At 70.8% G+C, this 24,655-nt stretch carries 22 protein-coding genes; 15 read left to right on the top strand and 7 right to left on the bottom strand.

Translation table 11 applies throughout. The features are described from left to right. Window positions 1-185 precede the first annotated feature (185 nt). From STARVERO_RS16210 to STARVERO_RS16185, 6 genes are read left to right on the top strand one after another with little or no spacing between them, the layout of a single operon-like run. Window positions 186-1,400 (top strand): isochorismate synthase, encoded by a 1,215-nt coding sequence (locus tag STARVERO_RS16210; protein WP_159600044.1) that lies wholly within the window; start codon window positions 186-188, stop codon window positions 1,398-1,400. After that, window positions 1,397-3,025 carry a (2,3-dihydroxybenzoyl)adenylate synthase gene (locus STARVERO_RS16205; RefSeq protein ID WP_159600042.1) on the top strand — a complete coding sequence of 543 codons (1,629 nt, stop codon included), beginning with the start codon at window positions 1,397-1,399 and terminating at the stop codon, window positions 3,023-3,025. The genes STARVERO_RS16210 and STARVERO_RS16205 overlap by 4 nt, the downstream gene beginning before the upstream one ends. A gap of 2 nt (window positions 3,026-3,027) precedes the next feature. Continuing rightward, on the top strand, window positions 3,028-3,672 hold the full coding sequence (locus tag STARVERO_RS16200; protein ID WP_159600040.1) for an isochorismatase family protein: 645 nt from the start codon (window positions 3,028-3,030) through the stop codon (window positions 3,670-3,672). After that, window positions 3,672-3,959: a phosphopantetheine-binding protein gene (locus STARVERO_RS16195; RefSeq protein WP_144340936.1), complete on the top strand. Its 288-nt coding sequence runs from the start codon at window positions 3,672-3,674 to the stop codon at window positions 3,957-3,959. Before STARVERO_RS16200 ends, STARVERO_RS16195 begins: the two co-directional genes overlap by 1 nt. 4 nt (window positions 3,960-3,963) lie before the next feature. Continuing rightward, window positions 3,964-7,926: a non-ribosomal peptide synthetase gene (locus STARVERO_RS16190; protein ID WP_159600038.1), complete on the top strand. Its 3,963-nt coding sequence runs from the start codon at window positions 3,964-3,966 to the stop codon at window positions 7,924-7,926. After that, complete coding sequence (locus STARVERO_RS16185; RefSeq protein ID WP_159600036.1) at window positions 7,908-8,684, top strand: 2,3-dihydro-2,3-dihydroxybenzoate dehydrogenase; 777 nt, start codon at window positions 7,908-7,910, stop codon at window positions 8,682-8,684. Before STARVERO_RS16190 ends, STARVERO_RS16185 begins: the two co-directional genes overlap by 19 nt. Window positions 8,685-8,829: 145 nt before the next feature. On the opposite strand, the gene STARVERO_RS16180 is transcribed toward STARVERO_RS16185, so the two are convergent. Together STARVERO_RS16180 and STARVERO_RS16175 are read right to left on the bottom strand one after the other, a co-directional pair. Further along, window positions 8,830-9,606, bottom strand: a complete 777-nt coding sequence (locus tag STARVERO_RS16180; RefSeq protein WP_244616789.1) for an ABC transporter ATP-binding protein — start codon at window positions 9,604-9,606, stop codon at window positions 8,830-8,832. Between the two features lie 20 nt (window positions 9,607-9,626). Further along, complete coding sequence (locus STARVERO_RS16175) at window positions 9,627-10,682, bottom strand: FecCD family ABC transporter permease (protein WP_144340932.1); 1,056 nt, start codon at window positions 10,680-10,682, stop codon at window positions 9,627-9,629. Between the two features lie 285 nt (window positions 10,683-10,967). Between STARVERO_RS16175 and STARVERO_RS16170 the strand changes: the two genes are divergently transcribed. Then, entirely contained in the window at window positions 10,968-11,795 is an 828-nt protein-coding gene (locus STARVERO_RS16170) for an alpha/beta hydrolase (protein WP_159600032.1), read from the top strand. Between the two features lie 114 nt (window positions 11,796-11,909). Then, window positions 11,910-12,437: a disulfide bond formation protein B gene (locus STARVERO_RS16165; protein WP_200837840.1), complete on the top strand. Its 528-nt coding sequence runs from the start codon at window positions 11,910-11,912 to the stop codon at window positions 12,435-12,437. 128 nt (window positions 12,438-12,565) lie between these two features. Here the strand turns inward: STARVERO_RS16165 and STARVERO_RS16160 are convergent, their stop codons facing one another. From STARVERO_RS16160 to STARVERO_RS16145, 4 genes are all read right to left on the bottom strand, one after another. After that, window positions 12,566-13,123: an HNH endonuclease gene (locus STARVERO_RS16160; RefSeq protein ID WP_186291783.1), complete on the bottom strand. Its 558-nt coding sequence runs from the start codon at window positions 13,121-13,123 to the stop codon at window positions 12,566-12,568. A gap of 164 nt (window positions 13,124-13,287) precedes the next feature. Further along, window positions 13,288-13,947, bottom strand: coding sequence for an alpha/beta hydrolase (locus STARVERO_RS16155; protein ID WP_159600030.1), 660 nt, complete (start codon window positions 13,945-13,947; stop codon window positions 13,288-13,290). An 11-nt stretch (window positions 13,948-13,958) separates the two neighbouring features. After that, window positions 13,959-15,923 carry a M23 family metallopeptidase gene (locus tag STARVERO_RS16150; protein ID WP_159600028.1) on the bottom strand — a complete coding sequence of 655 codons (1,965 nt, stop codon included), beginning with the start codon at window positions 15,921-15,923 and terminating at the stop codon, window positions 13,959-13,961. A gap of 269 nt (window positions 15,924-16,192) precedes the next feature. Continuing rightward, window positions 16,193-17,428 (bottom strand): CE1 family esterase, encoded by a 1,236-nt coding sequence (locus tag STARVERO_RS16145; RefSeq protein WP_159600026.1) that lies wholly within the window; start codon window positions 17,426-17,428, stop codon window positions 16,193-16,195. A 309-nt stretch (window positions 17,429-17,737) separates the two neighbouring features. Here STARVERO_RS16145 and sdhC point away from each other — a divergent pair, with 309 nt between their 5' ends. The 7 genes from sdhC to STARVERO_RS16110 all read left to right on the top strand — a co-directional run bounded on the left by sdhC (window position 17,738) and on the right by STARVERO_RS16110 (window position 23,714). Continuing rightward, window positions 17,738-18,130, top strand: coding sequence for a succinate dehydrogenase, cytochrome b556 subunit (gene sdhC / locus STARVERO_RS16140; RefSeq protein ID WP_144340926.1), 393 nt, complete (start codon window positions 17,738-17,740; stop codon window positions 18,128-18,130). Window positions 18,131-18,133: 3 nt separating this feature from the next. Next, window positions 18,134-18,532, top strand: coding sequence for a succinate dehydrogenase, hydrophobic membrane anchor protein (sdhD, locus tag STARVERO_RS16135; protein WP_144340925.1), 399 nt, complete (start codon window positions 18,134-18,136; stop codon window positions 18,530-18,532). A 7-nt stretch (window positions 18,533-18,539) separates the two neighbouring features. After that, window positions 18,540-20,381, top strand: coding sequence for a succinate dehydrogenase flavoprotein subunit (gene sdhA, locus STARVERO_RS16130; RefSeq protein WP_144340924.1), 1,842 nt, complete (start codon window positions 18,540-18,542; stop codon window positions 20,379-20,381). 73 nt (window positions 20,382-20,454) lie between these two features. Next, on the top strand, window positions 20,455-21,237 hold the full coding sequence (locus STARVERO_RS16125) for a succinate dehydrogenase iron-sulfur subunit (protein WP_144340923.1): 783 nt from the start codon (window positions 20,455-20,457) through the stop codon (window positions 21,235-21,237). Window positions 21,238-21,256: 19 nt separating this feature from the next. Further along, complete coding sequence (gluQRS, locus tag STARVERO_RS16120; protein ID WP_159600024.1) at window positions 21,257-22,153, top strand: tRNA glutamyl-Q(34) synthetase GluQRS; 897 nt, start codon at window positions 21,257-21,259, stop codon at window positions 22,151-22,153. Between the two features lie 90 nt (window positions 22,154-22,243). Beyond that, on the top strand, window positions 22,244-22,960 hold the full coding sequence (locus tag STARVERO_RS16115; protein WP_159600022.1) for a spermidine synthase family protein: 717 nt from the start codon (window positions 22,244-22,246) through the stop codon (window positions 22,958-22,960). A 55-nt stretch (window positions 22,961-23,015) separates the two neighbouring features. Beyond that, complete coding sequence (locus tag STARVERO_RS16110; protein ID WP_200837922.1) at window positions 23,016-23,714, top strand: DUF2161 domain-containing phosphodiesterase; 699 nt, start codon at window positions 23,016-23,018, stop codon at window positions 23,712-23,714. On the opposite strand, the gene STARVERO_RS16105 is transcribed toward STARVERO_RS16110, so the two are convergent. After that, complete coding sequence (locus tag STARVERO_RS16105) at window positions 23,711-24,655, bottom strand: AEC family transporter (protein ID WP_159600018.1); 945 nt, start codon at window positions 24,653-24,655, stop codon at window positions 23,711-23,713. The two genes, STARVERO_RS16110 and STARVERO_RS16105, sit on opposite strands and share 4 nt — an antisense overlap.

Here is a 24,655-nt window from a genome sequence, read left to right as displayed (position 1 = left end):
GGCTCCCGCCGCGCAGCAGGCGGCCGCGCCTGCCGGTGCCCCGCCGGCCGGTCCCGGCGGCGAGGGGCAGCGCCCGCGCCCCGTGCCGATGGTCGATCCCTTCGGCGACACCGTCACGCTGATCAAGCCCTGACGACCGGCCGGAGCGCGGATGCCCGATGACGGTCCCCCACGGAGCGATGCGGATGTGTGATGCGGCGGAGAAGGCGGCTGCCGAGGCGGCACCGTTCGCCCCCGCCCTGCCGTTCGCGCTCGTCTCCGGTGAGGAGACCCTCGTCGGGCGGGGCTGCCTCGGCCTTGTCGAGGACGGTCCGTCGCCGCTCGGCGAGCGGGCGCGGGCCCTCATCGAGGCCGGGGGCGCCGGTCCGCGCCTCGTGGTCGGCGCGCTGCCCTTCGACCGAGCGGCTGCGCCCCATCTCTACCGGCCGGCGGAGCTGTCGCGCAGCGCCGGCCGCTCCTGCTTCGCCGCGGCCTTCCCGCCGCCTTCTCTGGTGCGTGGGGCAGCTCCGCCGCCACGCTGGGAGGTGACGCCCGAACCGTCTCTCGTGGCCTATGAGTCCGCCGTCGCCGAGGTCCTTTCGCGCATGGCGCGGCGGGAGGAAGGGCTACGCAAGATCGTGCTCTCGCGCAGCCTGCGGCTTCTGGCCGACCGGGCGATCGACGCCAGCGCCCTGCTGCGCGCGCTGTCGGAGGATGCGAGCGTCACCGCCTTCTGCGTGCCGCTGGTGGCGGCGGGCTCCGGCGAAGCGTCTCGGGCGCTGGTCGGGGCGACGCCAGAGCTGCTGCTGTCCAAGCGAGGCGCGAGGGTCGTCTCGCACCCGCTGGCGGGCTCGGCACGGCGGGCCTGTGAGGATGCCGCCGACCGCGCCGCCGCCGAGGGGCTGCTCGCCTCGGAGAAGGACCGGCGCGAGCACCGGGAGGTGGTCACCGCCATCCTCGACCTGCTCGCCCCTTACTGCACCGAGCTTGCCGCGCCCGAGGCGCCTGCGCTCGCCGCCACCGCCAGCATGTGGCACCTCGGTACGCGCATCGTGGGCCGGCTGCGCGATGCCGCCACATCGGCCCTCGATCTTGCCGCGCTGCTGCATCCCACGCCCGCCGTCTGCGGTACGCCGCGCGCTGCCGCCGCCCGTGCCATCGCCGAGCTGGAAGGCTATGAGCGCGGCTTCTATGCCGGCGCGGTCGGCTGGTGCGATGCCGCGGGCGATGGTGCCTGGCACGTCGCCATACGCTGTGCCGAGATCGCCGGTCGCGAGGCGCGGCTCTTTGCCGGGGCCGGCATCGTGGCCGGCTCGGACCCCGTGGCCGAAGGGGAAGAGACCTCGGCCAAGTTCGCCGCCCTGCTGGGTGCGCTCGGCATCGACGAGCATGGCCGCGTGCGTTCGGAGGAGCAGGCGTGAAGCCGCTGTCGCAGGTTTGGCCGGAAGAATTCGCCGCCCGCTATCGCGCCAGGGGCTATTGGCGTGGTGAGACCTTCTCTTCCTTCCTGCGCGCCCGTGCGGCAGAATTGCCAGACCATGTCGCTGTGGTCGGCGGCGAGCACCGCTGGACGTTCAGCGAGCTTGAGGAACGCGCCGAAAAAGTCGCGCGCGGCCTGCTGGCGCTGGGCCTCAAGCCCGGCGACCGGGTAGTCGTGCAACTCCCCAACATCCCGGAGTTCCTCTCCGTGGTGTTCGGCCTGTTCCGCGCCCGGCTCATCCCGGTCTATGCGCTGCCGGCCCACCGCATCGTCGAGATCGTGCATTTCGCCCGCACGGCGGAAGCACGCGGCTACATCGTCGCCGACCGGCATGACGGCTTCGACTATCGCGGGCTGGCCGAAGAGGTGCGGCGCGAGGTGCCCGAGGTCGAACATATCGTCGTGGTTGGCGACGGCGGGCCGTTCATCGCGCTCGATGCCTTTCCCGACAGCGCCGCGCCGCTGCCGGAAGACGCCGATCCGTCCGACGTGGCCTTTCTCCAGATTTCCGGTGGCTCGACGGGGCTCTCCAAGCTCATCCCGCGCACGCATGACGACTACATCTATTCGTTCCGCGCCAGTGCCGAGATCTGCAAGCTGAACACCGACAGCGTCTATCTTGCCGCGCTCCCCGTCGCGCACAATTTCCCCATGTCTTCGCCCGGCGTGTTCGGCGCGCTCCATGCCGGCTCGCGCGTGGTGCTCGCCCCTTCGCCGAGCCCGGAAGTCGCCTTCCCGCTGATCGCGCGCGAGGGCGTGACCATCACCGGCCTCGTGCCGCCCCTCGCCTTGCTCTGGCTGCAGGCGGCGCCGAGCACGACGCATGACCTCTCGTCCTTGCAGGTGCTGCAGGTCGGCGGCGCCAAGTTCCTCACCGAATCCGCCCGCCGGGTAAAGCCGGTGCTCGGCTGCACATTGCAGCAGGTGTTCGGCATGGCCGAGGGGCTGGTGAACTACACACGTCTCGACGATCCCGAGGAGATCATCGTCTCCACGCAGGGCCGGCCGATCAGCGCCGCCGACGAGGTGCTGATCCTCGACGATGAAGGCAACCCCGTGCCCGAGGGCGAGGCGGGAAACCTGCTGACGCGCGGGCCCTATACGATCCGCGCCTACCACAACAATGACGGCGCCAACGCCCGCTCCTTCACCGCCGACGGCTTCTACCGCACCGGCGACGTGGTGAAGCGCACGCCGGAGGGCTATCTCGTCGTGCAGGGGCGGGCGACCGACCACATCAACCGCGCCGGCGAGAAGATCTCTGCCGAGGAGATCGAGGACCATCTCCTCGCCCATCCCGGCGTGTTCGACGCGGCGGTGGTCTCTCTCCCCGATGAGTTCCTCGGTGAGCGCTCCTGCGCCTTCGTGATCCCGCAGGGCGAGAAGCCGAAGGCGGCGGCGCTGAAGGCGTGGATGCGCACGCGCGGGCTCGCCGATTTCAAGGTGCCGGACCAGGTGGTGTTCGTCGACGCCTTCGAGACCACGGCGGTGGGCAAGGTGAGCCGCAAGGAGTTGCGCGCCAGCCTGCGCCGCCGTTTCCTCGAAGCCGTCGAGGCGGAGAAGTGAGCATGACTGCCAAACCGGGGCTGCCGACCGTTGCCCCCTACGAGCTGCCGCGTGCGGACGAGTTGCCGAAGCCGCGTGCGCCGTGGAAGCTGGAGCGTGAGCGGGCGGCGCTGCTGATCCACGACATGCAGAACTATTTCCTGCGGATCTTCCCGTCGGACGCCTCACCCATCGCGCCGGTGATCGCCAACGTTGCGGCGCTGGCGAAAGCGGCGCGGGCGGAGGGCGTGCCGGTGTTCTACACCGCGCAGGAAGGCGATCAGGACCGCCGGGACCGCGGCCTTCAGGCCGACCTCTGGGGACCGGGCATGAGCGCGGCGCCCGAGCACCAGCCTATCGTCACGGCGCTGGCGCCGGAGCCGGGCGACTTCACGCTGGTGAAGCACCGCTACAGCGCCTTCCAGCGCTCCAATTTGGAGACGCTGATGCGCGCGCGCGGCCGCGACCAGCTGATCATCTGCGGCGTCTACGCCCATATCGGCTGCACGCTCACCGCGGCCGACGCCTTCATGCGCGACATCGAACCCTTCCTGGCGGCGGACGCGCTGGCCGACTTCTCGCGCGCCCGGCACGACCTCGCTCTGTCCTATGTCGCGGATGTGTGCGGCGTGCCGCTCGCCACCGCGCAGATACTGGAGGTGCTGTGATGGCCATCGAACCCGGCGACATCAAGCGCATTGTCGCCCCTGCGGCGGCGGTTACGCGCGAGAAGATGCGCGCGGATATCGCAAGGATGTTGCACGAGGACCCCGAGGAGATCGGCGGCGAGGACAGCCTGATCGATCTCGGCCTCGATTCCATGCGGGCGATGAACCTCGTTCTGGCCTGGAGCGAAGGCGGGCTCGACCTCGAATTCTCCGAGTTCGCGGAGAAGCCGACGCTCGACGGCTGGTGGGAACTGGTCAGCGCCAAGCAGAGCGCGCGGGGCGGCTGACATCATGCGTGACCGGCCCGGCGAGGCGCATCCGCTCACCGAGGCGCAGTCGGGCCTGTGGTATGCGCAGCGGCTCGACCCGGCGAACCCGCTCTTCAATACCGGACAATATATCGAGCTGAAGGGCCCGCTCGACCGGCCGGCTTTCGAGGCGGCGCTGGCGCAGGCGGTGGCGGAGTCGGATGCGCTGGCGCTGCGCATGGTCGACGACCCGTCCGGGCCGCTGCAGGTCGTCGATCCCGCGCAGCGTCCGATGCTGGAAATCGTTGACGTTTCTGGCGCTGCCGATCCGTTCGCAGCGGCGGAAGCCGACATCGCCCGCGACATGGCCACCCCGCTCGACCCGACGCGCGAGAAGCTGGCCGCCGAGCGGCTCTTCGTGCTCGGGCCGGAGCGCTTCATCTGGCAGCAGCGCATCCATCACCTCGCCATTGACGGCTACGGGATGATCCTGCTCACCCAGCGCGTGGCGGACCTCTACAACGCCCGCCAGCGCGGGGGAGAGGCCGGCGCGCCGCTGCCCGGTATCGCCACGGCCTTCGCCGAGGACGCGGCTTATCGGGCCTCCGACAAGCGGGTGAAGGACGGCGATTACTGGCGCGAACTGTTCGCCGACAAGCCGGAGGTGGCGAGCCTCGCCGCGGGTAATCCGGTGAGCGCGCCGAGCTTCCATCGCCGGGCGGTGGAAATCGACGCCGACGCCTTCGCCCGGCTGCGGGCGATAGGAGAGCGGACGAACATCCCCTGGCCGGATGTCGTCACCGCGCTCGCCGCCGCCTATGTCCGGCGGCATGTTGGGACGACTGAAATCGTTCTCGGCGTGCCGTTCATGGCGCGGCTCGGCAGCGCGGCGGCGCGGGTGCCGGCGATGCTGATGAACGTGCTGCCGCTGCGCGTCGATGCCCAAGAAGACGATATAGATCAATATCTTGGTTCGGTGGCGAGGAGCCTCACCCGTGCCCGGCGGCATGGCCGGTACCGCTCCGAGCAGCTGCGCCGCGACCTGAAGCTGATCGGCGGCCAGCGGCGGCTGCACGGGCCGCTGATCAACCTGCTGCCCTTCGACGAGACGCCGCGCTTCGAGGGCTTGGAGAGCCGGCTGGAGGTGCTCTCGACCGGGCCGGTGGAGGACATCACCTTCACCTTCCGCCTGCACGGCGCGGACGGGCTGCGGCTGGAGGTGGACGCCAATCCCGACCTCTATCCGCCGGAGGTCGTCGAGGCCAACGCCTTGCGGCTCAAGCATTTCATCGAGGTAGCGAGCGCTGCGGAAGGCTCGCTCGCCGAGGTGCCGACGGCGACGCCGGAGGAGGCGCACCGGCATATCTTCGCTCTCAACGCGACGGATCACCCGGTGCCCGACACGACGCTGGCGGCGCTGATCGAGGCGCGGATGCGGGCGACGCCGCACGCGCCGGCGCTGCGTTTCGCCGGCGCGACCATGGACTATGCGACGCTGGATGCGCGCAGCCGGGCGCTGGCGGAGCGGCTCCGGGAGGGTAGCAAAAACAGTAGCAAAAAGCGTAGCAGCGACAGTAGCAATGCGACGGGTAGCATCGTTGCAGTCGCACTACCGCGCTCCTTCGAGCTGGTGGTGGCGCTGGTCGCCATCCTGCGCGCCGGGCTCGCTTATCTCCCGCTCGATCTCGCCCAGCCCGAGGCGAGGATCGACCGCATCCTCGCTTCGGCCGGGCCGCGCCTCGTGCTGGCGCGGGCGGAGGACGCCGCCCGCTTCGCCGGCAAGGCCGAGGTGCTGACGCCCGGCGACTGGCCGGCGTCTCCCTCGGGCGCCTCGCTTGCCGGCACGCCGCTCGCCGGTCCCGCGCCGGAAGACGCGGCCTATGTGATCTACACCTCCGGCTCGACCGGCGAGCCGAAGGGCGTGGTGATCGAGCACCGGGCCATCGTCAACCGGCTGGAATGGATGCGGGTGCATTACGGCTTCTCCCCCGCCGACCGCATCCTGCAGAAGACGCCCGCCACCTTCGACGTCTCGGTGTGGGAGTTCTTCCTGCCCTTGCTCACTGGGGCCTGCCTTGTCGTCGCGCCGCCGCAGGCGCATCGCGACCCGGTGGCGCTGGCACGGATCATCCGCGAGGAGGCGATCACCACCGCGCATTTCGTGCCGTCCATGCTCGCCGCCTTCCTCACCGAGCCGAGCGTGCAGGGCCTGTCGCTCAAACGCGTCTTCTGCTCGGGCGAGGAACTGCCGGCGGACCTGCGCGACCGCTTCCACCGCACCCTCACGGCTGAGCTGCACAATCTTTACGGGCCGACCGAGGCGGCGGTGGATGTGAGCTACTGGCCGGCGGGCGAGGGGGACCGCTCGCTGCCGGTGCCGATCGGATTCCCGGTGTGGAACACGCGGCTCTATGTGCTCGATGAGCGGAACCGACCGCAGCCGCCGGGCGTGCCCGGCCATCTCCATCTCGGCGGGATGCAGCTCGCGCGCGGCTATCTCGGCCGGGCGGACCTGACCGCCGAGCGCTTCCTTCCCGATCCCTTCCGGCCGGGCGAGCGCATCTATGCGACGGGCGACCTCGCTTTGTGGCGACCGGACGGGGCGGTGGTGTTCCTCGGCCGCTCCGACCATCAGGTGAAGATCCGCGGCCTGCGCATCGAGCTGGGCGAGATCGAGGCGGCGGTGATGTCCTCCGGCCTCGTGCGGCAGGCGGGCATCCTCGCGCGCGAGGATGGGGGTGCCAAGCGCATCGTCGCCTATGTCGTGCCCGAGCCGGGCGCCGACCTTTCCGCGCTGAAGGCGCATGTGGCCGCGCGCGTCCCGGACTACATGGTGCCGGCGGCCTTCGTGAGCCTTGAGGCGCTGCCGGTGAACGCCAATGGCAAGCTCGACCGCGCCGCCCTGCCGGCACCGGATTTTTCCGGCACCGGCGCGCGCGTGCCGCAGACGCCGACCGAGACGCGGCTCGCCGCACTGTTCGCCGAGCAGCTCGGCCTCGCCGCGCCGGTCTTCGCCGAGGACGATTTCTTCTCCCTCGGCGGGGATTCGCTGGCGGCGGTCGCTCTGCTGCTGCGGGTGCGCGAGGAATGGGGTCGCGACCCCGGGCTCGGGGCGCTGTTCGCCCAGCCGACGCTGGCCGGATTCGCCCGGCTGATCGACGCCGAGGAGGGGGCCGGCGATGCCGGCCTCGGGCCGTTCATCACGCTGGCGGAGGGCGATGTTTCGCGGCCCCCGCTCTTCGTCATCCATCCGGCGGGCGGCATCGCCTGGTGCTATGGACGGCTGGCGCGGGCGCTGGATCCCCGGCGCGCGGTTCACGGCCTGCAGGCGCCGGCACTGGCGCCCGATGTCGCGACGCCGGAAAGCCTGGAGGCGCTGGCCGCCGACTATGTGGAGCGCATCCGGGCGGTGCGGCCGCACGGCCCCTATCACCTTCTCGGCTGGTCGGTCGGCGGCATCATCGCGCAGGCGATGGCGGTGCGCCTGCGCGAGCTCGGCGCGGCGGTCGGGGTGGTAGCGATGCTGGATTCCTACCCCGCCGACGTCTGGCGGGGCGAGCCGGACCCCGGCGAGGACGGCGCGCTGAAGGCGCTGCTCGCCATTGCCGGCCACGACCCCGACCGGCTGCCGGCGCTGGCGCTGAACCGGGCCTCCGTGCTCGCCTTCCTGCGCGCCTCCGACAGCCCGCTCGGCCGGCTGCCGGATGCCGCGCTCGACGGCGTGGTGCGGGTGGTGGCCGGCAACAACCGGCTGGTGCGCGGGCATTTCCACCGGCGCTTTGACGGCACGCTCACCCATTTCCGCGCGGCGCTGGACCATCAGGGGCGCGACCTGACGCCCGACCAGTGGCGGCCCTATGCGGGGCGCGTCGAGGTGGTCGAGGTGCCGGCGCTGCACGCCTATCTCACCGGGCCGGAGGCGACGGCGCTCATCGCGCCGGTCGTCTCGAACCTGCTCGACGACGCCGACAGGAAGGAAGACGCGACATGCGCGACAGCGGTCTGAGCGGCAAGGTTGCGCTGGTGACGGGAGCCGCGGGCGGCATCGGCGCCGCGGTGGTGCGCCAGCTCCACGCCGAGGGCGTGCGGGTGGTGGCCGGCGACGTGGAGGAGGCGGGCGTGAGCGCGCTCGCCGCGGAACTCGGCGATGCCGTCGTCCCGGCCTTTCTCGACGTGCGCTCGACCGAGGCGGTCGACGCTCTGGTGGCGCGCGTCGAGCGCGAGGTGGGGCCGATCGACCTGCTCGCCAATGTCGCCGGCGTGCTCTCCTACGAGCCGGTGGTGGGGCTCTCCGACGCCGAGTGGGAGCGGGTGTTCGACATCAACGCCGCCGGCGTCTTCCGGGTGAGCCGCGCGGTGGCGCGGGCGATGCAGGCACGCAAGCGCGGTGCCATGGTGACGGTGAGCTCCAACGCGGCGGGCATTCCGCGCCACGCCATGTCGGCCTATGCGGCCTCCAAGGCGGCGGCGACCATGTTCACCCGCTGCCTCGGGCTGGAGCTGGCGCCGCTCGGCATACGCTGCAACATCGTCGCCCCCGGCTCGACGCTGACGCCCATGCAGACCGGCATGTGGGCGGACGGGAACGGCGCGGCAAGGGTGATCGCCGGCTCGCCGGAGACCTTCAAGGCGGGCATCCCGCTGGCCAAGCTGGCGACACCCGACGACATCGCCGACGCGGTGGTGTTCCTGCTGTCCGACCGGGCCGGCCACGTCACCATGGCCGACCTCTATATCGACGGCGGCGCGACGTTGCGGGGGTGATCGGCCCTCTCCCCGTCGGGGAGAGGGGAAGAAGAGGGCTGACAGGGCTTTCTCGAGCGCCGTCATCCCGAGGTGCCCGGCGTTTTGCCGGGCCTCGAAGGATGCTCATCCGGGCGCGCTGTACTGACCATCCTTTGAGGTTCGCCTACACCGCGCGATCCACGATCACCTGCAGGAAGCCGTGCGAGCAGCGCTCGACGCGGGCCTCCACCCGGTAGACGCGGGCCAGCGTCTCCGGGGTGATGGCCGCTTCCGGCGTACCGTCGGCGGCGACGGCGCCGTTCTGCAGGACGACGACGCGCTGGGCGTAGCGGGCGGCCTGGGCGATGTCGTGCAGCACGATGACGACGATGATCGAACGCTCGCGCACCAGCTCCGCCACGAGCTGCATGACGCGCAGCTGGTGATGGATGTCGAGCGCGCTGGTCGGCTCGTCCAGCAGCAGCACGGCCGGCTCGCGGACGATGGACTGGGCGAGGCTGGCGAGCTGGCGCTGGCCGCCGGACAGCTCGTCGAGGCCGCGCATGGCGAGATCGGAGATGCCGAGCCGCGCCAGCGCGTCGAGCGCGCGTGCATGGGCCCCGGCGGCCGACAGTGCGTCGCCGCGCGAGGACATCAGCGCCGAAAGCGTCGCCTCGAACACGGTGAGCGCCACGCGCTGGGGCAGCGCCTGCGGCATGTAGGTGACGTGGCGGGCATGGCCGGCGACCGAGAGGCCGGTGAGCTCGACGTCGTCGAGGCGGATCGAGCCCTTCGCCGGCACGAGGCCGGCGAGCGCGCGCAGCAGCGTGGTCTTGCCGGCGGCGTTGGGGCCGATCAGCGCCGTCACCGTGCCGCCTTCCAGGGCGGGGAGGTCGAGCGCCTCGATGATCCGGCGGCGGCCATAGCCGACCGAGAGCCTGCCGATGTGGAGCTGCAGCAAGGTTTCACCAGTTCCTTGCATCACAGACGCTCCCGCCGGGAGAAGATGAGGGCCATGAAGAAGGGCACGCCGATCAGCGCGGTGACGATGCCCACCGGCAGCAGCGCGCCGGGCACGAGGGTCTTCGACGCCACCGAGGCGAGCGACATGATCACCGCGCCGGCCAGCATCGAGGCCGGCAGGAAGAAGCGGTGGTCCTCCCCGACCAGCAGGCGGGCGATGTGCGGGGCCACCAGCCCGATGAAGCCGATGGTGCCGACGAAGGCGACGGAGGTCGCCGCCAGCAGGCTCACCCGCAGCAGCGAGAAGAAGCGCAGCCGCGCCACCGAGATGCCGAACGAACGGGCCCGGTCCTCGCCGAGGCGCAGCGCCGTCATCCGCCAGGAGGCCTTGAGCGAGAAGGGCACCACGGCGAGCGTGACGAGGCCGAGCACGCCGAGCTTGCCCCAGCTCGCCCGCGACAGGCTGCCCATGCTCCAGAAGACCAGCTGCTGCAGCGCCTCCTGGCTGGCGACGAACTGCACCAGCGCCACCAGCGCGTTGAAGGTGAAGACCAGCGCGATGCCGAACAGCACCAGCGTCTCCACCCCGGTGCCGCGCAGGCCGGCCAGCGACTGCAGCAGCAGCACCGAGCCGAAGGCGAAGAGGAAGGCGAAGGCCGGCAGGTTCCAGTCCGCCGGCAGCAGCGGTAGCCCCACCCCGAGCACCAGCGCCAGCGCCGCGCCGAAGGAGGCGGCGGAGGAGACGCCGAGCGTGAAGGGGCTCGCCAGCGGGTTGTTGAGGATGGTCTGCATCTCCGCCCCGGCGAGCGCCAGCGCGGCGCCGACCAGTACCGCCATCAGCGCATAGGGCAGGCGCACGTCCCAGATGATGACGCGGGCGGGGGCGTCGAGGGCGGCGGGGTGGAGGATGCCGGTGACGACGTCGCCGAGCGGCAGGTTTGAGGGACCGGTGGCGATGTCGAAGAGCAGCGCCACCAGCATGAGGGCGCCGAGCCCGGCGACGATGGCGACCCGCCGACGCACCAGCCGCGCATAGGCGGCGAGTTCTTGCGCGTGTGGGGAAAGCTCGCTCATGACAAGGGTTCTGCATGACCCCGGAGGAGGGGTCAAGTTCCTGCCACGGAAAGGAAATTCCTTAGAGCGGTTCCATTTTGGCGGACGTCTCCTGTCCGGCTGCGGTCCTTTGGTCCGCAGCTGCATCAACACCGTCATGCCCGGGCGTGTTCCGGGCATCCACGCCTTGGCGGCGGCGCGGTATTGGGGCAAAGACGTGGATGGCCGGGGCGAGCCCGGCCATGACGTGCGTCTGTTTGCTGTCGATCCGCCCGAAGCTTCCGTCTCCCAGCGCGACCCGAGCCGATGAACCCCGTCACCCTGCCCGATGCCGAATGGTTCGACCTTGCGCCGGAGGGCGGCGGGAAGGCGTGGCGGATCTTCCTCGCCCGGCCGCGCGGGGCGGCGCCGGCGGCGGGCTTTCCGGTCGTCTTCATGCTCGACGCCAATGCGGGTTTCGCCACCTTCACCGAGGTGATGCGGCGCGGCGCGGTGCGTCCGCAGGCGACCGGCATCGGCGAGGCGGTGATCGTCGGCATCGGCTATCCCGAGGGCGAGGACCACCGCGCCCGCCGCAGCTTCGATTACACGGCCGGGCCGGGGGCCGAGGGCGGACGGGGCGGCGAGCGGGCGACCGGCGGGCGCGACGCCTTCCTCGCCTTCATCGAGGACACGCTGAAGCCGCGCATCGCGCGCGAGCTGCCGGTCGATCCGGCGCGGCAGACGCTGTTCGGCCATTCGCTGGCGGGCTGGTTCACGCTCGACGTGATGGCGCGCGATGGCCATGCCTTCCGCAACTACGTCGCGGTCAGCCCGTCCATCTGGTGGGACGAGGCGCGGCTGGTCGCCGGGCTCGCGGCGGAACGCGCGGCGCCGCCCTGTCTCGCGGTGATGGTCGGCGAATGGGAACAAGCGCTCTCGCCCTGGCAGGCGGCGCGGCCGGAGGCCGGCGAGATGGCGGCGCGCCGGGCGCGCCGGGCGATGGTGGACCGGGCGCGGGATTATTCCGCGCGGGCGGCGAAGGAACTGGGGCCGGGAGCGCAGGTGCGCTTCGAGCTGATGGCGGGCGAGGACCACGCCTCCATCCTACCGGCGGCGATGGCGCGGGCGCTGCGCTTCGCGCTGGCCGACTGACGGCTGCCGGGACGGCGCCCGGCCGGAGATGGCTCACACGTGATGATCTTCGTCATTTGCGCCGAAGCCGGCAGCGGCTAGTTGTAGCGCGAATGTTCCAGACCGGGGCCCGCCATGACCGACACGCCGTCCGCCATTTCCCCTCCCTCGTCCGCGGTGCGCAACCGGCTGGTCACGGCGGGGCTCATCGTCGCGGTGATGGGTGCCGGCACGCTGGCGGGGGCCTGGTATTTCCAGCTCGTGGTCGGGCTCGCCCCGTGCCCGCTCTGCCTCGAACAGCGCATTCCCTATTATGTCGGCGTGCCGGTCGCGCTGCTCGGCGTGCTGGCGGCGGCCGGCGGCCGAGCCGGGCTGGCGCGCGTCGCGCTCGGCCTCGCCGGCATGCTGATGGCGCTCGGGACGTTCCTCGCCATCTATCATTCCGGCGTCGAATGGGGGCTGTGGGCGGGGCCGACCGCCTGCTCCGGCGCCGGGCCGGCGCTGCAGTCCGGCGACCTGCTCTCGCAGCTCCAGCAGGCGCGCGTGGTGCGCTGCGACGAGGCGCCGTGGCGGCTCTTCGGCCTGTCGCTGGCGGGCTACAACGCCTTCATCGCCGCCGCGCTGACCGTGGTCGCCATGTGGGGCGCCGCCGCGCGCGATTGAGGCTCGCCGTCATGCCCGGGCTCGTCCCGGGCATCCACGATCAGGGACTGGCCAGCGACTGAAAGACGTGGATGGCCGGGACGAGCCCGGCCATGACGTTGTTCCTTTGCGGGGAGGCTCGGCGAGCCTCACGGATCCAGCTCGGTGTCCCAGTAGAGATAGTCGACCCAGCTGTCGTGCAGGTAGTTCGGCGGGAAGTGGCGGCCGTTCTGGTGCAGGTCGAAGACGCTCGGCTGGAAGGGGCGCTGGCGCGGGATCATGTGCGCCTCGGCCGGCATCAGGCTGCCCTTGCGCAGATTGCAGGGCGAGCAGGCGGCGACGACGTTGTCCCAGGTGGTCTGGCCGCCGCGCGAGCGCGGGACGACGTGATCGAAGGTGAGGTCGTCGCGCGAATCACAGTACTGGCAGGTGAAGCGGTCGCGCAGGAAGACGTTGAACCGGGTGAAGGCGGGCTGGCGCGCCGGTCGGATGAACGCCTTGAGCGAGACGACGCTCGGCAGGCGCATCTGGAAATTGGCGCTGGAGACCTGCCGCTCGTAATATTCGACGATGTTCACCCGGTCGAGGAACACGGCCTTGATCGCGTCCTGCCAGGACCAGACCGACAGCGGGTAGTAGCTCAACGGCCGGTAATCGGCGTTGAGCACGAGGGCAGGCCAGGCACCCGGAGACAAAGTCGCCGTCAACGCTCGCTCCCTGCTTGAAGCGCCGCCAACGGCTGAATCGGCGCCGCTCGACGCACGGCGATAGTCTATATGTAGCGTGTCAATCTTGTGAAGCGCCTGCATGCATTCCGTCGCGATGCGCGCCGAGGTGAGGCGTGCGGGACGCAGCGGGGCGCCGGCGCCGGTCAGGCGAGGATTTCGCCGAGGAAGTTGCCGGCGAGCGTCAGCCCCGTCCGGTCGATGCCGTGGGCGAGGCCGTTGGACAGGTGCGCGCGGACCGTGATGCCCCGCGCCTGAAGGCTTTCCACCGCCCGGGGCAACGCCACCGGCGGCACGACCTGATCGAGATCGCCATGGATCAGCAGCACCGGCGGGCGGCTGGTGATCTGCGCGTCGAACTCCGCCATGGCGCGCTCCGGCGCCAGCACGTGGATGCCGGAGAAGCCGACGATGCCGGCAGGGGCGACCTTACGGCGCAGGCCGGTGTGGAGCGCCATCATCGTGCCCTGGCTGAAGCCGACCAGCGCGAGGCGCGAGCCGGGAAGGCCGAGACGCGCCAGCTCGGCGTCGAGGAAGGCGTCGAGCGCGGGGTGGGCGGCCTGCACGCCGATCCAGCGCTCGCGGTCGTCGCGCTCCACATAGCCGAACCATTGCCGGCCGACCGGCCCGATGGCGAGCGGCTCGGGCGCGTGGGGGGAGACGAAGGCGGCGTCGGGTACCAGAGGGCCCCAGTAGTCCGCGAGATCGATCAGGTCGCGCCCGTCGGCGCCGTAGCCGTGCAGCAGCACGACGAGGGACGTTGCCGGCTTGCCGGAACGGGGGGAGACGCGCGGGCCGTCGAGCATCGGCGGCCGGATCAGTTGGTGCCGTCGTCGCTCGAGCCGCCGGAAGCGACGCGGGCGGCGGGGCCGTGATTGAGCAGCGTGTCGACGCGCTCGCGCTCGTCCTCGAAGCCGACGAGGATCCGTCCGTCGAGGGCGCGGCCGCGCGGCAGGCGGATGCGCATGGGATCGACGAAGCGGCCGTTCACCAGCACCTCGTAGTGCAGATGGGCGCCGGTGGAGAGGCCGGTGGAGCCGACATAGCCGATGAGCTGGCCCTGACGGACCCGCAGCCCCTCGCGGATGCCCTTGGCGAAGCCGGACTGGTGCGAATAGGTGGTGACGTAGCCGTTGGCGTGCTGGATCTCGATGCGGCGGCCATAGCCGGAGGTCCAGGCGGCCTTCTTGATGGTGCCGTTGCCGGCGGCATAGATCGGCGTGCCCGTGCGGTCGGCCCAGTCGACGCCCGAATGCAGGCGGCTGTAGCCGAGGATCGGGTGGCGGCGCATGCCGAAGCCCGAGCGCATGATGCCGCCGGAGAGCGGCTTGCGGACGAGGAATTTCTTCGCGCTCTTGCCGTTCTCGTCATAGAAGTCGATCAGCCCGTCGTCGGGCGTCTGATAGCGGTAATAGCGCCGCTCCTCGCCGCCCACGGTGAGGCCGGCGAACAGCACGCCGCCGGCGCCGCCCGCCTCGTCCGGCTCGTAGATCACCTCGAACGAATCGCCGGCGCGCACGGGGCGCTCGAAATCCACGTCGAAGGAATAGACGCGGATCATGCTCTCGATGACGGGACGCGGCACCTCGTGGCGCAGCGCGGTCTCCCAGATGCTGTCATAGAGGGTGATGCGCCCGCCGCCTTCCTCGTCGGCGTCGTCCGGGGCGACGTCGGCGACCTGCATGTCGGCGGTTTCCTGCACCGGCAGGTAGCGGCCGAGATCGGAGAGCGCGACCGTGCCCTGGTGTCCGCTGTCGCCGAACACGGCGATGCGCGCCGGCATAATTTCGCCGCTGGTGTTGTCGAGCAGCACCTTCAGGCGCAGCCCGGCGGCGAGGCGGCCCTGCAATTCGCGCGGGCCGAAGGCGGCGGCGGCGGCGCGGGCGTTGTCGCGGGAGACGCCGAGATCGGCGAGGATGGAGGCGACGGTGTCGCCCGCCTTGGCGACGACGGTGCGCTCGGACCAGTCATTGCCGCCGGAGGCGTCCTCCGCCGACTTGCCGACCGAGGAGACGTTCTCGGGCTGCTGCAGCGCGTTGAGCGGATCGGCGGCGCCCGAGGGAGCGTAGGCCATGGCGCCGAGGCCGGGCAGGACGGGCGCCCGGCTGTCGGCGGCCGGCAGGCTGAATTCGGCGCTCTCGCGCACCTTCATCAGCACGTCTTCCATCGGCAGCTCGGCGGCGAAGCGGGTGCTCGGCGGCAGGTCGGAGATGTCGCGCACGACGATGGTCAGGTCGCCGGTCGGCTCGGCCTGCCCGGCATCGGCGTCTCCGGCATCGGAGGATTCGGCGATCAGCTTGGCCGGGTTGAAGCGCGGCACGTCGACCGAGGCGGAGGTGACCGACTGGGCGAGGTTGCTCGCCACCTTGGTGACGGCGCGGACCTTGATCACCTCGCGGTCGCCGTCCTTCGCCGTGGTGGCGAGGCGCAGCGTCTGGCGGGCGCTGAAGCTCTCGGAGAGGATCGACATGCGGTCGCCCTTGCGGGCGACGTTGGAGGGGCGCTCGCCCGCGGCCAGCGCGCCACGCAGGGCGGAGCGCACGGTTTCCGGCGTCTGGGCGAAACGGTACTCGCCGTCGAGCGCGGCATAGACCGCGCCACCCATCAGGGCGGCGCCGCAGATGCCGGTCAGCAGCGTGGCCATCAGCCAGCGGATCGAGATGCGGCGGCGGTTGATCGGCTCCTCGGCATCGCCGTCGACGCCGAGCGGGGGCTCGTCGCCGAGGTCGAACGCCGCGACATGCGAATGTCTTCCGCCTGCTGGTCCGCGTCTGGTCTCCAACAAGCTTCCCCGCGTTCCCCAACGTCCCGGTGGCGGCCGATGCCGGCTCCGGGCGCCTGTGCGACTTGGCGTCCGCCGGGGCGGACGCGACGATGTGTGGTTCGGTCTTACCCCCGGGCGGGGCAGGGCGGCGACGATGCCGTCCACGGCCGATGCCGTCAACCCGCCGGCACGACGAATCGCCCGGCGCCGGTGACGGGACGGCGATCTAGACCGCGGCTCACGGCAAAAGCATGGCGGGACGGGCGATTGGCGGGGCGTGCGGGGTTTTACCGGGGGATCGCGGCGCGCTCGCGCAGGGGCGAAGGGGGCGGCAGCGGTACCGCGGTGGCGACGCGGGAGGCGGCAGAGGTGTGGGAGGCGGCCTGCCCATTGCCGGCCGGCGCGTCGCCATCCTGCGGCGCGATGCCCTGCCAGGCGGTGGCGGGCGAATCCGGGTTGCGCAGGATGGGCGCGGCATCGGCGGCGGGAGCCGGCGTCGGCGCCATGGCGAGGGCGGTGGTGGAGCGGGACGCCAATGGAGTGGGCGACAGGGAAGCGGCGGCGACCAGCGGCTCGGCGGCCTCGGGCATGCGGCCGGGCACGGGCTTCGGGCCGCCGAAGCGCTTGAAGAAGGCCCAGATCTCCTGCGGCGCGTCGAGGCCGCTGCGGCGCGGGCCGAGCAGCACGCTGGCGAGGGCGTCGACCGCGCCGGTCGACTGCGAGGGCGGCTGGTGACCGCCGGCGATCTCGTAATAGGCGACCGCCGCGCCCGGCGCGCAGCGCTCCCAGCGCCAGATGCGGGCATGCGGCGCGCTGGTCTGCTGGGGGGCGGCGCAGCCGTCGAGCCGGGCGAACAGCGAGGCGGTGGACGAGGCCGACATCAGCCGGGCGCCGGGCGTCGGACGGCCGAACATCGGCACGATGGGGTCGTAGGTGCCGTTCATCAGCAGGATCGGCACCGGCTTCGAGGGCTTGCAGGACTGTGCGTAGCCGACCGGCACGGTCATCATCAGCGCGGCATAGGCGGCGAATCGCTCGGCATAGCGGCAGGCGACGAAGGCGGTGAGGAAGCCGCCATTCGAGAAGCCCATGAGATAGGCGCGGCCGGGATCGGCGATGCCCTCGGCGGCGAGCCGGTCCAGCACGTCGAGCACGAAGCGGCCGTCGTCGCGCCGGTGCAGCAGCGGCAGGAAGCCGGCGATGGAGCTGCGCCCGTCGTTCCACAGGAGATTGAGGCCCTTGGGATAGGCGACGACGAAGCCCTCGCGGTCGGCCACCGCGTCGAGGTCGAGGTAGCGCTGCATCATGCCGGCCGGCTGGAGGGCGCCGTGCAGGGCGATCACCAGCGGCTTCGGCCCCTCCGGCGCGCCCTTGGGGATGTGCAGAATGTATTCGCGCTTGATGCCGCCGGAGACGACGGTGCGCACCGTGTCGGCGGCCCGCGCCGGGGCGATGGCGCAGACGAGCGCGAGGGAGGCCGCGAACAATGCGCCGATCAGGAAGCTGGGTTTCGCGAAATGCATAAGCTACGCAACCTCGACACGGCGGGTTTCGCGGAAACCCATTCAGACGGCGGATTTTCGCCAATTAAATGGCGAAGATGGTTAACGCCCCGTCATCGCACCGGTTGGCGCCGGTCCGGCCCGGCGTCCGAATACCGACGATAGGGGGATGCGCGGCACCCGGCCGTTGGGCTAGGGTGGGTTGCTGCGGCGCAACCGGGACAATGGGCGCTGCGGGAGGAACGATAGACGCCACCTTTGGAATGATTGCGAACTGCAATCGTTTCCGCTACGCACACAACATATTCCTGAGTGATCTGGGACACCGACATGGCAGGAGCGGCCGAGCGGCCTCTTTCCCCGCATCTGCAAATCTACCGCCCGATGCTGACGATGATGATGTCCATCGTGCACCGCATCACCGGCGTGGCGCTGTATTTTGGCACCTTGTTGCTCGTGATCTGGCTCATCGCCGCCGCGAGCTCTCCCGAGGCATTCGACCTCGTGAACGGAATCTACGGCAGCTGGATCGGCCTCATCGTGCTGGTCGGCTACAGCTGGGCGCTGATCCATCACGCGATCGGCGGCATACGTCATTTCATCTGGGACACCGGCGCGGGCTTCGGCCCGGAGGCGCGCGAGCTGATGGCCAAGCTGACGATCGGCGGTTCGATCGGGCTGACCGTGCTGCTCTGGATCGCCATCTGGCTGGTGAAGGGCTGAAGCATGAGTACCTCTTCCGGTTCTTCCATGCGCACCCCGCGCCGGCGGGTTGCCGGCCTCGGTTCGGCGCGCTCCGGCACCGGCCATTTCTGGCTGCAGCGCGTGACCGCGCTGTCCAACCTCATCCTGATCCTCATCGCGCTGCCGATCGTCATCTGCGTGGCGGGGCAGGGGCACGCGGCGACCGTCGCGACGCTCGGCCACCCGCTGGTCGCGATCGTGCTGCTGCTGCTGCTGTTCTCGGTGACGTTCCACATGCGCATCGGCATGCAGGTGGTGATCGAGGACTACGTGCATTCCGAGGGCGTGAAGGTGCTCGCGCTCATCGCCAATACCTTCTTCACCATCGCGGTTGGCAGCGCCGGGGCGTTCGCCATCCTCAAGATCAGTTTCGGAGGCTGAGGGACCGATGGCCGAGACCATCTCCGCCAATGGCGCCGCCGACGGCGCCTCGGTGAACGGCGCCGCCTATCCGATCACCGATCACACCTATGACGTCGTGGTGGTGGGCGCTGGCGGCGCGGGCTTGCGCGCCGTGGTGGGCTGCTCGGAAGCCGGGCTGCGCACCGCCTGCGTGACCAAGGTCTTCCCGACCCGCTCGCACACGGTGGCGGCGCAGGGCGGCATCGCCGCCTCGCTCGGCAACATGGGCACCGACGACTGGCGCTACCACATGTACGACACCGTGAAGGGGTCGGACTGGCTGGGCGACCAGGACGCCATCGAATATCTCGTGCGCCACGCGCCGGCCGCCGTTTACGAGCTGGAGCACTGGGGCGTGCCGTTCTCGCGCACCGAGGAAGGCAAGATCTACCAGCGCCCCTTCGGCGGCATGACGATCGACTACGGCAAGAGCCCGGCGCAGCGCACCTGCGCCGCCGCCGACCGCACCGGCCACGCCATCCTGCACACGCTCTACGGCGCGGCGCTGAAGCATTCGGCCGAATTCTTCATCGAGTATTTCGCGCTCGACCTGATCATGGACGATGACGGCCGCTGCCGCGGCCTCGTCGCCCTGAAGATGGACGACGGCACCCTGCACCGCTTCCGCGCGCAGACGGTGATCCTCGCCACCGGCGGCTATGGCCGCGCCTATTTCTCCGCCACTTCGGCGCACACCTGTACCGGCGACGGCAACGCCATGGTGCTGCGCGCCGGCCTGCCGCTGCAGGACATGGAGTTCGTGCAGTTCCACCCGACCGGCATCTACGGCTCGGGCTGCCTGATCACCGAGGGCGCGCGCGGCGAGGGCGGCTACCTCACCAATGCCGAGGGCGAGCGCTTCATGGAGCGCTACGCCCCCTCCGCCAAGGACCTCGCCTCGCGCGACGTCGTCTCCCGCTCCATGACCATGGAAATCCGCGAGGGACGCGGCGTCGGCAAGAACAAGGACCACATCTACCTGCACCTCGACCATCTCGACCCGGCGATCCTGCACGAGCGCCTGCCGGGCATTTCCGAGAGCGCGAAGATCTTTGCCGGCGTCGACGTGACCAAGGAGCCGATCCCGGTCCTGCCAACCGTGCACTACAACATGGGCGGCATTCCCACGAACTTCCACGGCGAGGTCGTCACCAAGAAGGACGGCAACCCGGACCATGTGGTGCCCGGCCTGATGGCGGTAGGCGAATGCGCCTGCGTGTCGATCCACGGCGCCAACCGGCTCGGCTCGAATTCGCTGACCGACCTCGTGGTGTTCGGCCGCGCGGCGGCGCTGCGCTGCGCCGACATCCTCACCCCCGGCGACAAGCAGCCCGAGCTGCCGGCGAACTCCGCCGAGCTGGCGCTTTCGCGCCTCGACCATTTCCGCAATGCCCATGGCGGCACGCCGACGGCCGAGCTGCGCCTCTCCATGCAGAAGGTGATGCAGAACAACTGCGCCGTCTACCGCACCGGCGATGTGCTGCAGGAAGGCCGCAAGCTGATCGCCGAGGTGTTCGCCGGCACGAGCGACATCGACGTGACCGACCGCTCGCTGATCTGGAACTCCGACCTCATCGAGACGCTGGAGTACGATAACCTGATCGCGCTGGCGACGGTGACGATGGAAAGCGCGGCCGCCCGCACGGAAAGCCGCGGCGCCCATGCGCGCGAGGACTTCCCCGAGCGCGACGACGCCAACTGGATGAAGCACACGCTGGCCTTCGTCGATTTCGACAAGCAGGCGGTGACGCTCGACGAGCGCCCGGTGCACACCTACACGCTGTCGAACGACATCCAGTACATCGAGCCGCGCAAGCGCGTTTACTGACCCGAGCGCCCGCGCATCCGGCGCGGGCGGGACTTCGCTTTTCGAGAGCCGTCTTCGAAGGACACCTTCCGCCATGGTCCAGCTGACCCTGCCGAAGAACTCGCAGATCACCGAAGGCAAGGTGTGGCCCAAGCCCGCCGGCGCCAACCGGCTGACCGAGTACCGCATCTATCGCTGGAACCCCGACGACGGGAAAAACCCGAGCGTCGACACCTATTACGTCGACCGCGACGATTGCGGCCCGATGGTGCTGGACGGCCTCATCTACATCAAGAACAAGGTCGATCCGACCCTGACCTTCCGCCGCTCCTGCCGCGAGGGCATCTGCGGCTCCTGCGCGATGAACATCGACGGCACCAACACGCTCGCCTGCCTCAAGAGCATGGACGACGTGGACGCCTCGGCGGTGAAGATCTATCCGCTGCCGCACATGCCCGTCGTGAAGGACCTGGTGCCGGACCTCACCCAGTTCTACGCCCAGCACGCCTCGGTGGAGCCCTGGCTGCACACCGAGACGCCGGCCCCGGAGAAGGAATGGCGGCAGGGGCGCGGCGACCGCGAGAAGCTCGACGGGCTCTACGAGTGCATCCTGTGCGCCTGCTGCTCGACCTCCTGTCCGAGCTACTGGTGGAACGGCGACCGCTATCTCGGTCCGGCGGCGCTGCTGCAGGCCTATCGCTGGCTGATCGACAGCCGCGACGAGGCGACCGGCGACCGGCTGGACGACCTGGAAGACCCGTTCCGGCTCTATCGCTGCCACACCATCATGAACTGCGCCAAGGCCTGCCCGAAGGGGCTGAACCCGGCCAAGGCGATCGCCGAGATCAAGAAGATGATGGTGGCGCGCCAGTTCTGAGGCGTTACACCAGCGGGCGATGAACGACAGCATCCGCCCCACCTTCCGCTTCGCGCCGAGCCCGAACGGGCTGCTGCATCTCGGCCATGCGCGCTCGGCGCTGATCAACGACGCGATGGCGCGCGCCTCCGGGGGGCGGCTGCTGCTGCGCATCGAGGACATCGATGCCGCGCGCTGCCGGCCGGAATACGAGGCGGCGATCCTTGAGGATCTTGCCTGGCTGGGCCTCGCCTGGGAGGCGCCGGTGCGCCGGCAGTCCGAGCACATGGCGGACTACCGGGCGGCGCTGGAGAGGCTCGCCGGCATGGGCCTCGTCTATGCGAGCTTCGAGAGCCGGGGCGCGATCCGCCGCGCGGTGGCGGAGCGGCCGGGCTGGCCGCGCGACCCGGACGAGGCGCCGCTGTTTCCGTTCTCCCGCGCGACGATGAGCGAGGAGGAACGGGCGCGGCGGCAGGCGGCGGGGGAGCCCTATGCGCTGCGGCTCGACATGAAGCGGGCGGCGGCGCTGGCCGGGCCGCTGGACTGGCGGGAGATCGGCTGGCCGGAATCGGGTGAGACGACGGTCGCGGCCGATCCGCTGGCCTGGGGCGACGTGGTCATCGCTCGCAAGGAGATGCTGACCAGCTATCACCTCGCCGTGGTGGTGGACGACGCGCTGCAGGGCGTGACCCATGTGGTGCGCGGCGCGGATCTGAGGGCGGCGACGTCCGTGCACCGGCTGCTGCAGAGCCTGCTCGGCCTGCCCGCGCCGTTCTACACCCATCATGGGCTGCTGCTCGACGGCGAGGGGCGCAAGCTGTCCAAGTCGATCGGCTCGCAATCGCTGCGCGCGCTGCGGGAGGGCGGGATGACGCCGGACGAGGTGCGCCGGCTGGCGGACGTCTGCCCGGGCGGCGCCGGTTCTCGCTCCGGGTAGCGGCGGCGCGGCCGGAAGCGGGTGGGATGGACTTGTCCGGTCGCCCCGATCGGCGCTACCCAGACGGGCCATGCCGCAACGGGTTGCCCGATGATTCCCTGGACCCTGCTCGATACCGCGAAAGTACCGGACGGGTTCGGCGAGCTGCGCCTGAAGCGGCGCGGCGCCGAATTCTCCATCATGGCCGGCGCCACGGAGCTGATGAACAGCCGCCTCAGCGGCTCGGAACAGGCGCTCGCCACGCTGGTCTGCGCGCGGCTGGGGCCGCGCCCGGCGTTGCGGCTGCTGATCGGCGGGCTCGGCATGGGCTTCACGCTGCGTGCCGCCCTGAACGAGGTCGGCGGCGATGCGCAGGTCGTGGTCGCGGAACTGGTACCGGCGGTCGTCGCCTGGGCGCGCGGGCCGATGGCGGAGATTTTCGGGACAAGTCTGAGCGATCCGCGCGTCAGCCTGTTCGAGGGCGATGTCGCCGGCCTGATCGGCGACGGCCGCGCGACCTATGACGCGATCCTGCTCGATGTCGACAATGGGCCGGGCGGGCTGACGCGCGCGGCCAATGACGGTCTCTACAGCCCGGCCGGGCTGGCGGCGGCGCGCGCTGCGCTGCGCCCCGGCGGCGTGCTGGCGGTCTGGTCCTCGGCACCGGACCATGATTTCACCGCGCGGCTTCGGCGGGCGGGGTTCGGCGTGGAGGAGGCGCGCGTGCGGGCCAATGGCCGGGGCGGTGGCGCGCGCCATGTGATCTGGCTCGCCACCCGGAAGACCGCATCGGCGGGCGGCGGAAGATCCTCCCCGACCCACGGCTGACGCCTCTTCATCCTTGTCGGCCGGATTGCCGGCCGGCCCGAGCGGAGTTCCGATCCTGGAGACCTCTCTCTATCTGCCGGTCAAACGGTTCCTCGAAGGGCTCGGCTTCTCCGTCAAGGGGGAGATCGGCAGTTGCGATCTGGTCGCGCTCCCGCAGGACGGCACGCCGCTCGTGGTCATCGGCGAGATGAAGCTCAGCTTCAATCTGGAGCTGGTGCTTCAGGCGGTCGATCGGGCCGCCGCCTGCGACGAGGTGTGGCTGGCGGCGCGGGCCTCGTTGCGCGGAAAGGGGCGCGAGAGCGACTCGCGATTCCGCAACCTGTGCCGCCGGCTGGGGTTCGGCATGCTCGCCGTATCGCCCGCCGGCGAGGTGGAGATCGTCGTCAGCCCGGTCGCACCGATGCCGCGCAAGGATCCGCGCCGCCGCTCGCGGCTGGTGGAGGAGCATCGGCGGCGGCGGGGGGATCCGGCTGCCGGCGGCGGCTCGCGCGCGCCGATCATGACCGCCTACCGGCAGCAGGCGCTGGCCTGCGCGGCGGCCATGGCGGCGGGGCCGCGGCGTCCGCGTGAGCTGCGCGCGCAGGCGCCGGATGCCGGGAAAATCCTGCTTGACAACGTCTATGGCTGGTTCGCGCGCACCGAGCGGGGCGTCTATGCCCTTACGCCGGCGGGACATGAGGCGCTGGCGCGCTGGCCGCAGCCGGACGATGCGCTCACGGCGGCCACGCCCCTGCGCGACGATTCCGCGACCTAGCTCACCCCGAGAATCAGGAACCAGACCGTCACGGTGAACAGGCTCGCGGCAGTGGACAGCGAGACGGCGCTGGCCGAGGCGGTGACGCCGGCCTTGTAGCGCTGCGCCAGCAGATAGGCGTTGATGCCGCAGGGCATGGCGGCGAAGACCACCGCCACGTCCGCCCAGACCGGCGGCATGGGCAGCAGGCGTGTCAGCACATAGACGATGGTGGGGTGCACCACGAGCTTCAGCGCGGTGATGACCACGGCGGGGCCGATGTCGCCGCGGATCGGGTAGCGGTGCAGGGCGAGGCCGAGCGAGACCAGCGCGCAGGGCACCGCCGAGGCGGCGAGCATGTCCAGCGTCTGCTTGAGCACGCCGCCGGGCACATAGCCGACGACTTTGGCGATGCCGCCGGCATAGATGCCGATGAGGATGGGATTGAAGGCGAGCATCCGGCCGAGCCGGCGCAGCGTGGCGAGCGAGACGCCCGCCGCGGCGCCTTCCGCCAGCACGGTCGCCACCACCATCATGATCGGGAGGTGGATGGCGATGAGCAGGAAGAGCGGCACCGCGCCCTCCGGCCCGAAGGCCTGGAGGATCAGCGGCACGCCGACGAACACGGTGTTCGCCTGGCCCGAGGTGAAGCCGTGGATCACCGCTTCGGTGTGGGCGCGCCCGAAGACGCGCCGCGCCACCGTCATGCCGATGGCGAAGACGATGAAGGCGCCGGTGAAATAGGCGATCCAGTAGCCCCAGGGCTGGCCTTCCTCGGGCAGCCGCGCCTCGGCCAGCGTCTTGAAGATGAGCACCGGCACGGCCAGCCCGAACACGTATTCGGACAGCCCCTCCGCCGCGCGTTCACGCAGGTGGCCGGAGAGCGAGGCGACGAAGCCGAGGCCGATGAGCCCGAAGACCGGCGCCACGACGAGGGCGATGGCGCCGAGCTGGGTCAGCAT

Origin of the sequence: Starkeya nomas, from assembly GCF_902703545.1 — a bacterium.
GTDB lineage: Bacteria > Pseudomonadota > Alphaproteobacteria > Rhizobiales > Xanthobacteraceae > Ancylobacter > Ancylobacter moscoviensis.
Note: the sequence above shows the minus strand (reverse complement) of the source record. Positions and strands in the feature narration are given on the sequence as shown.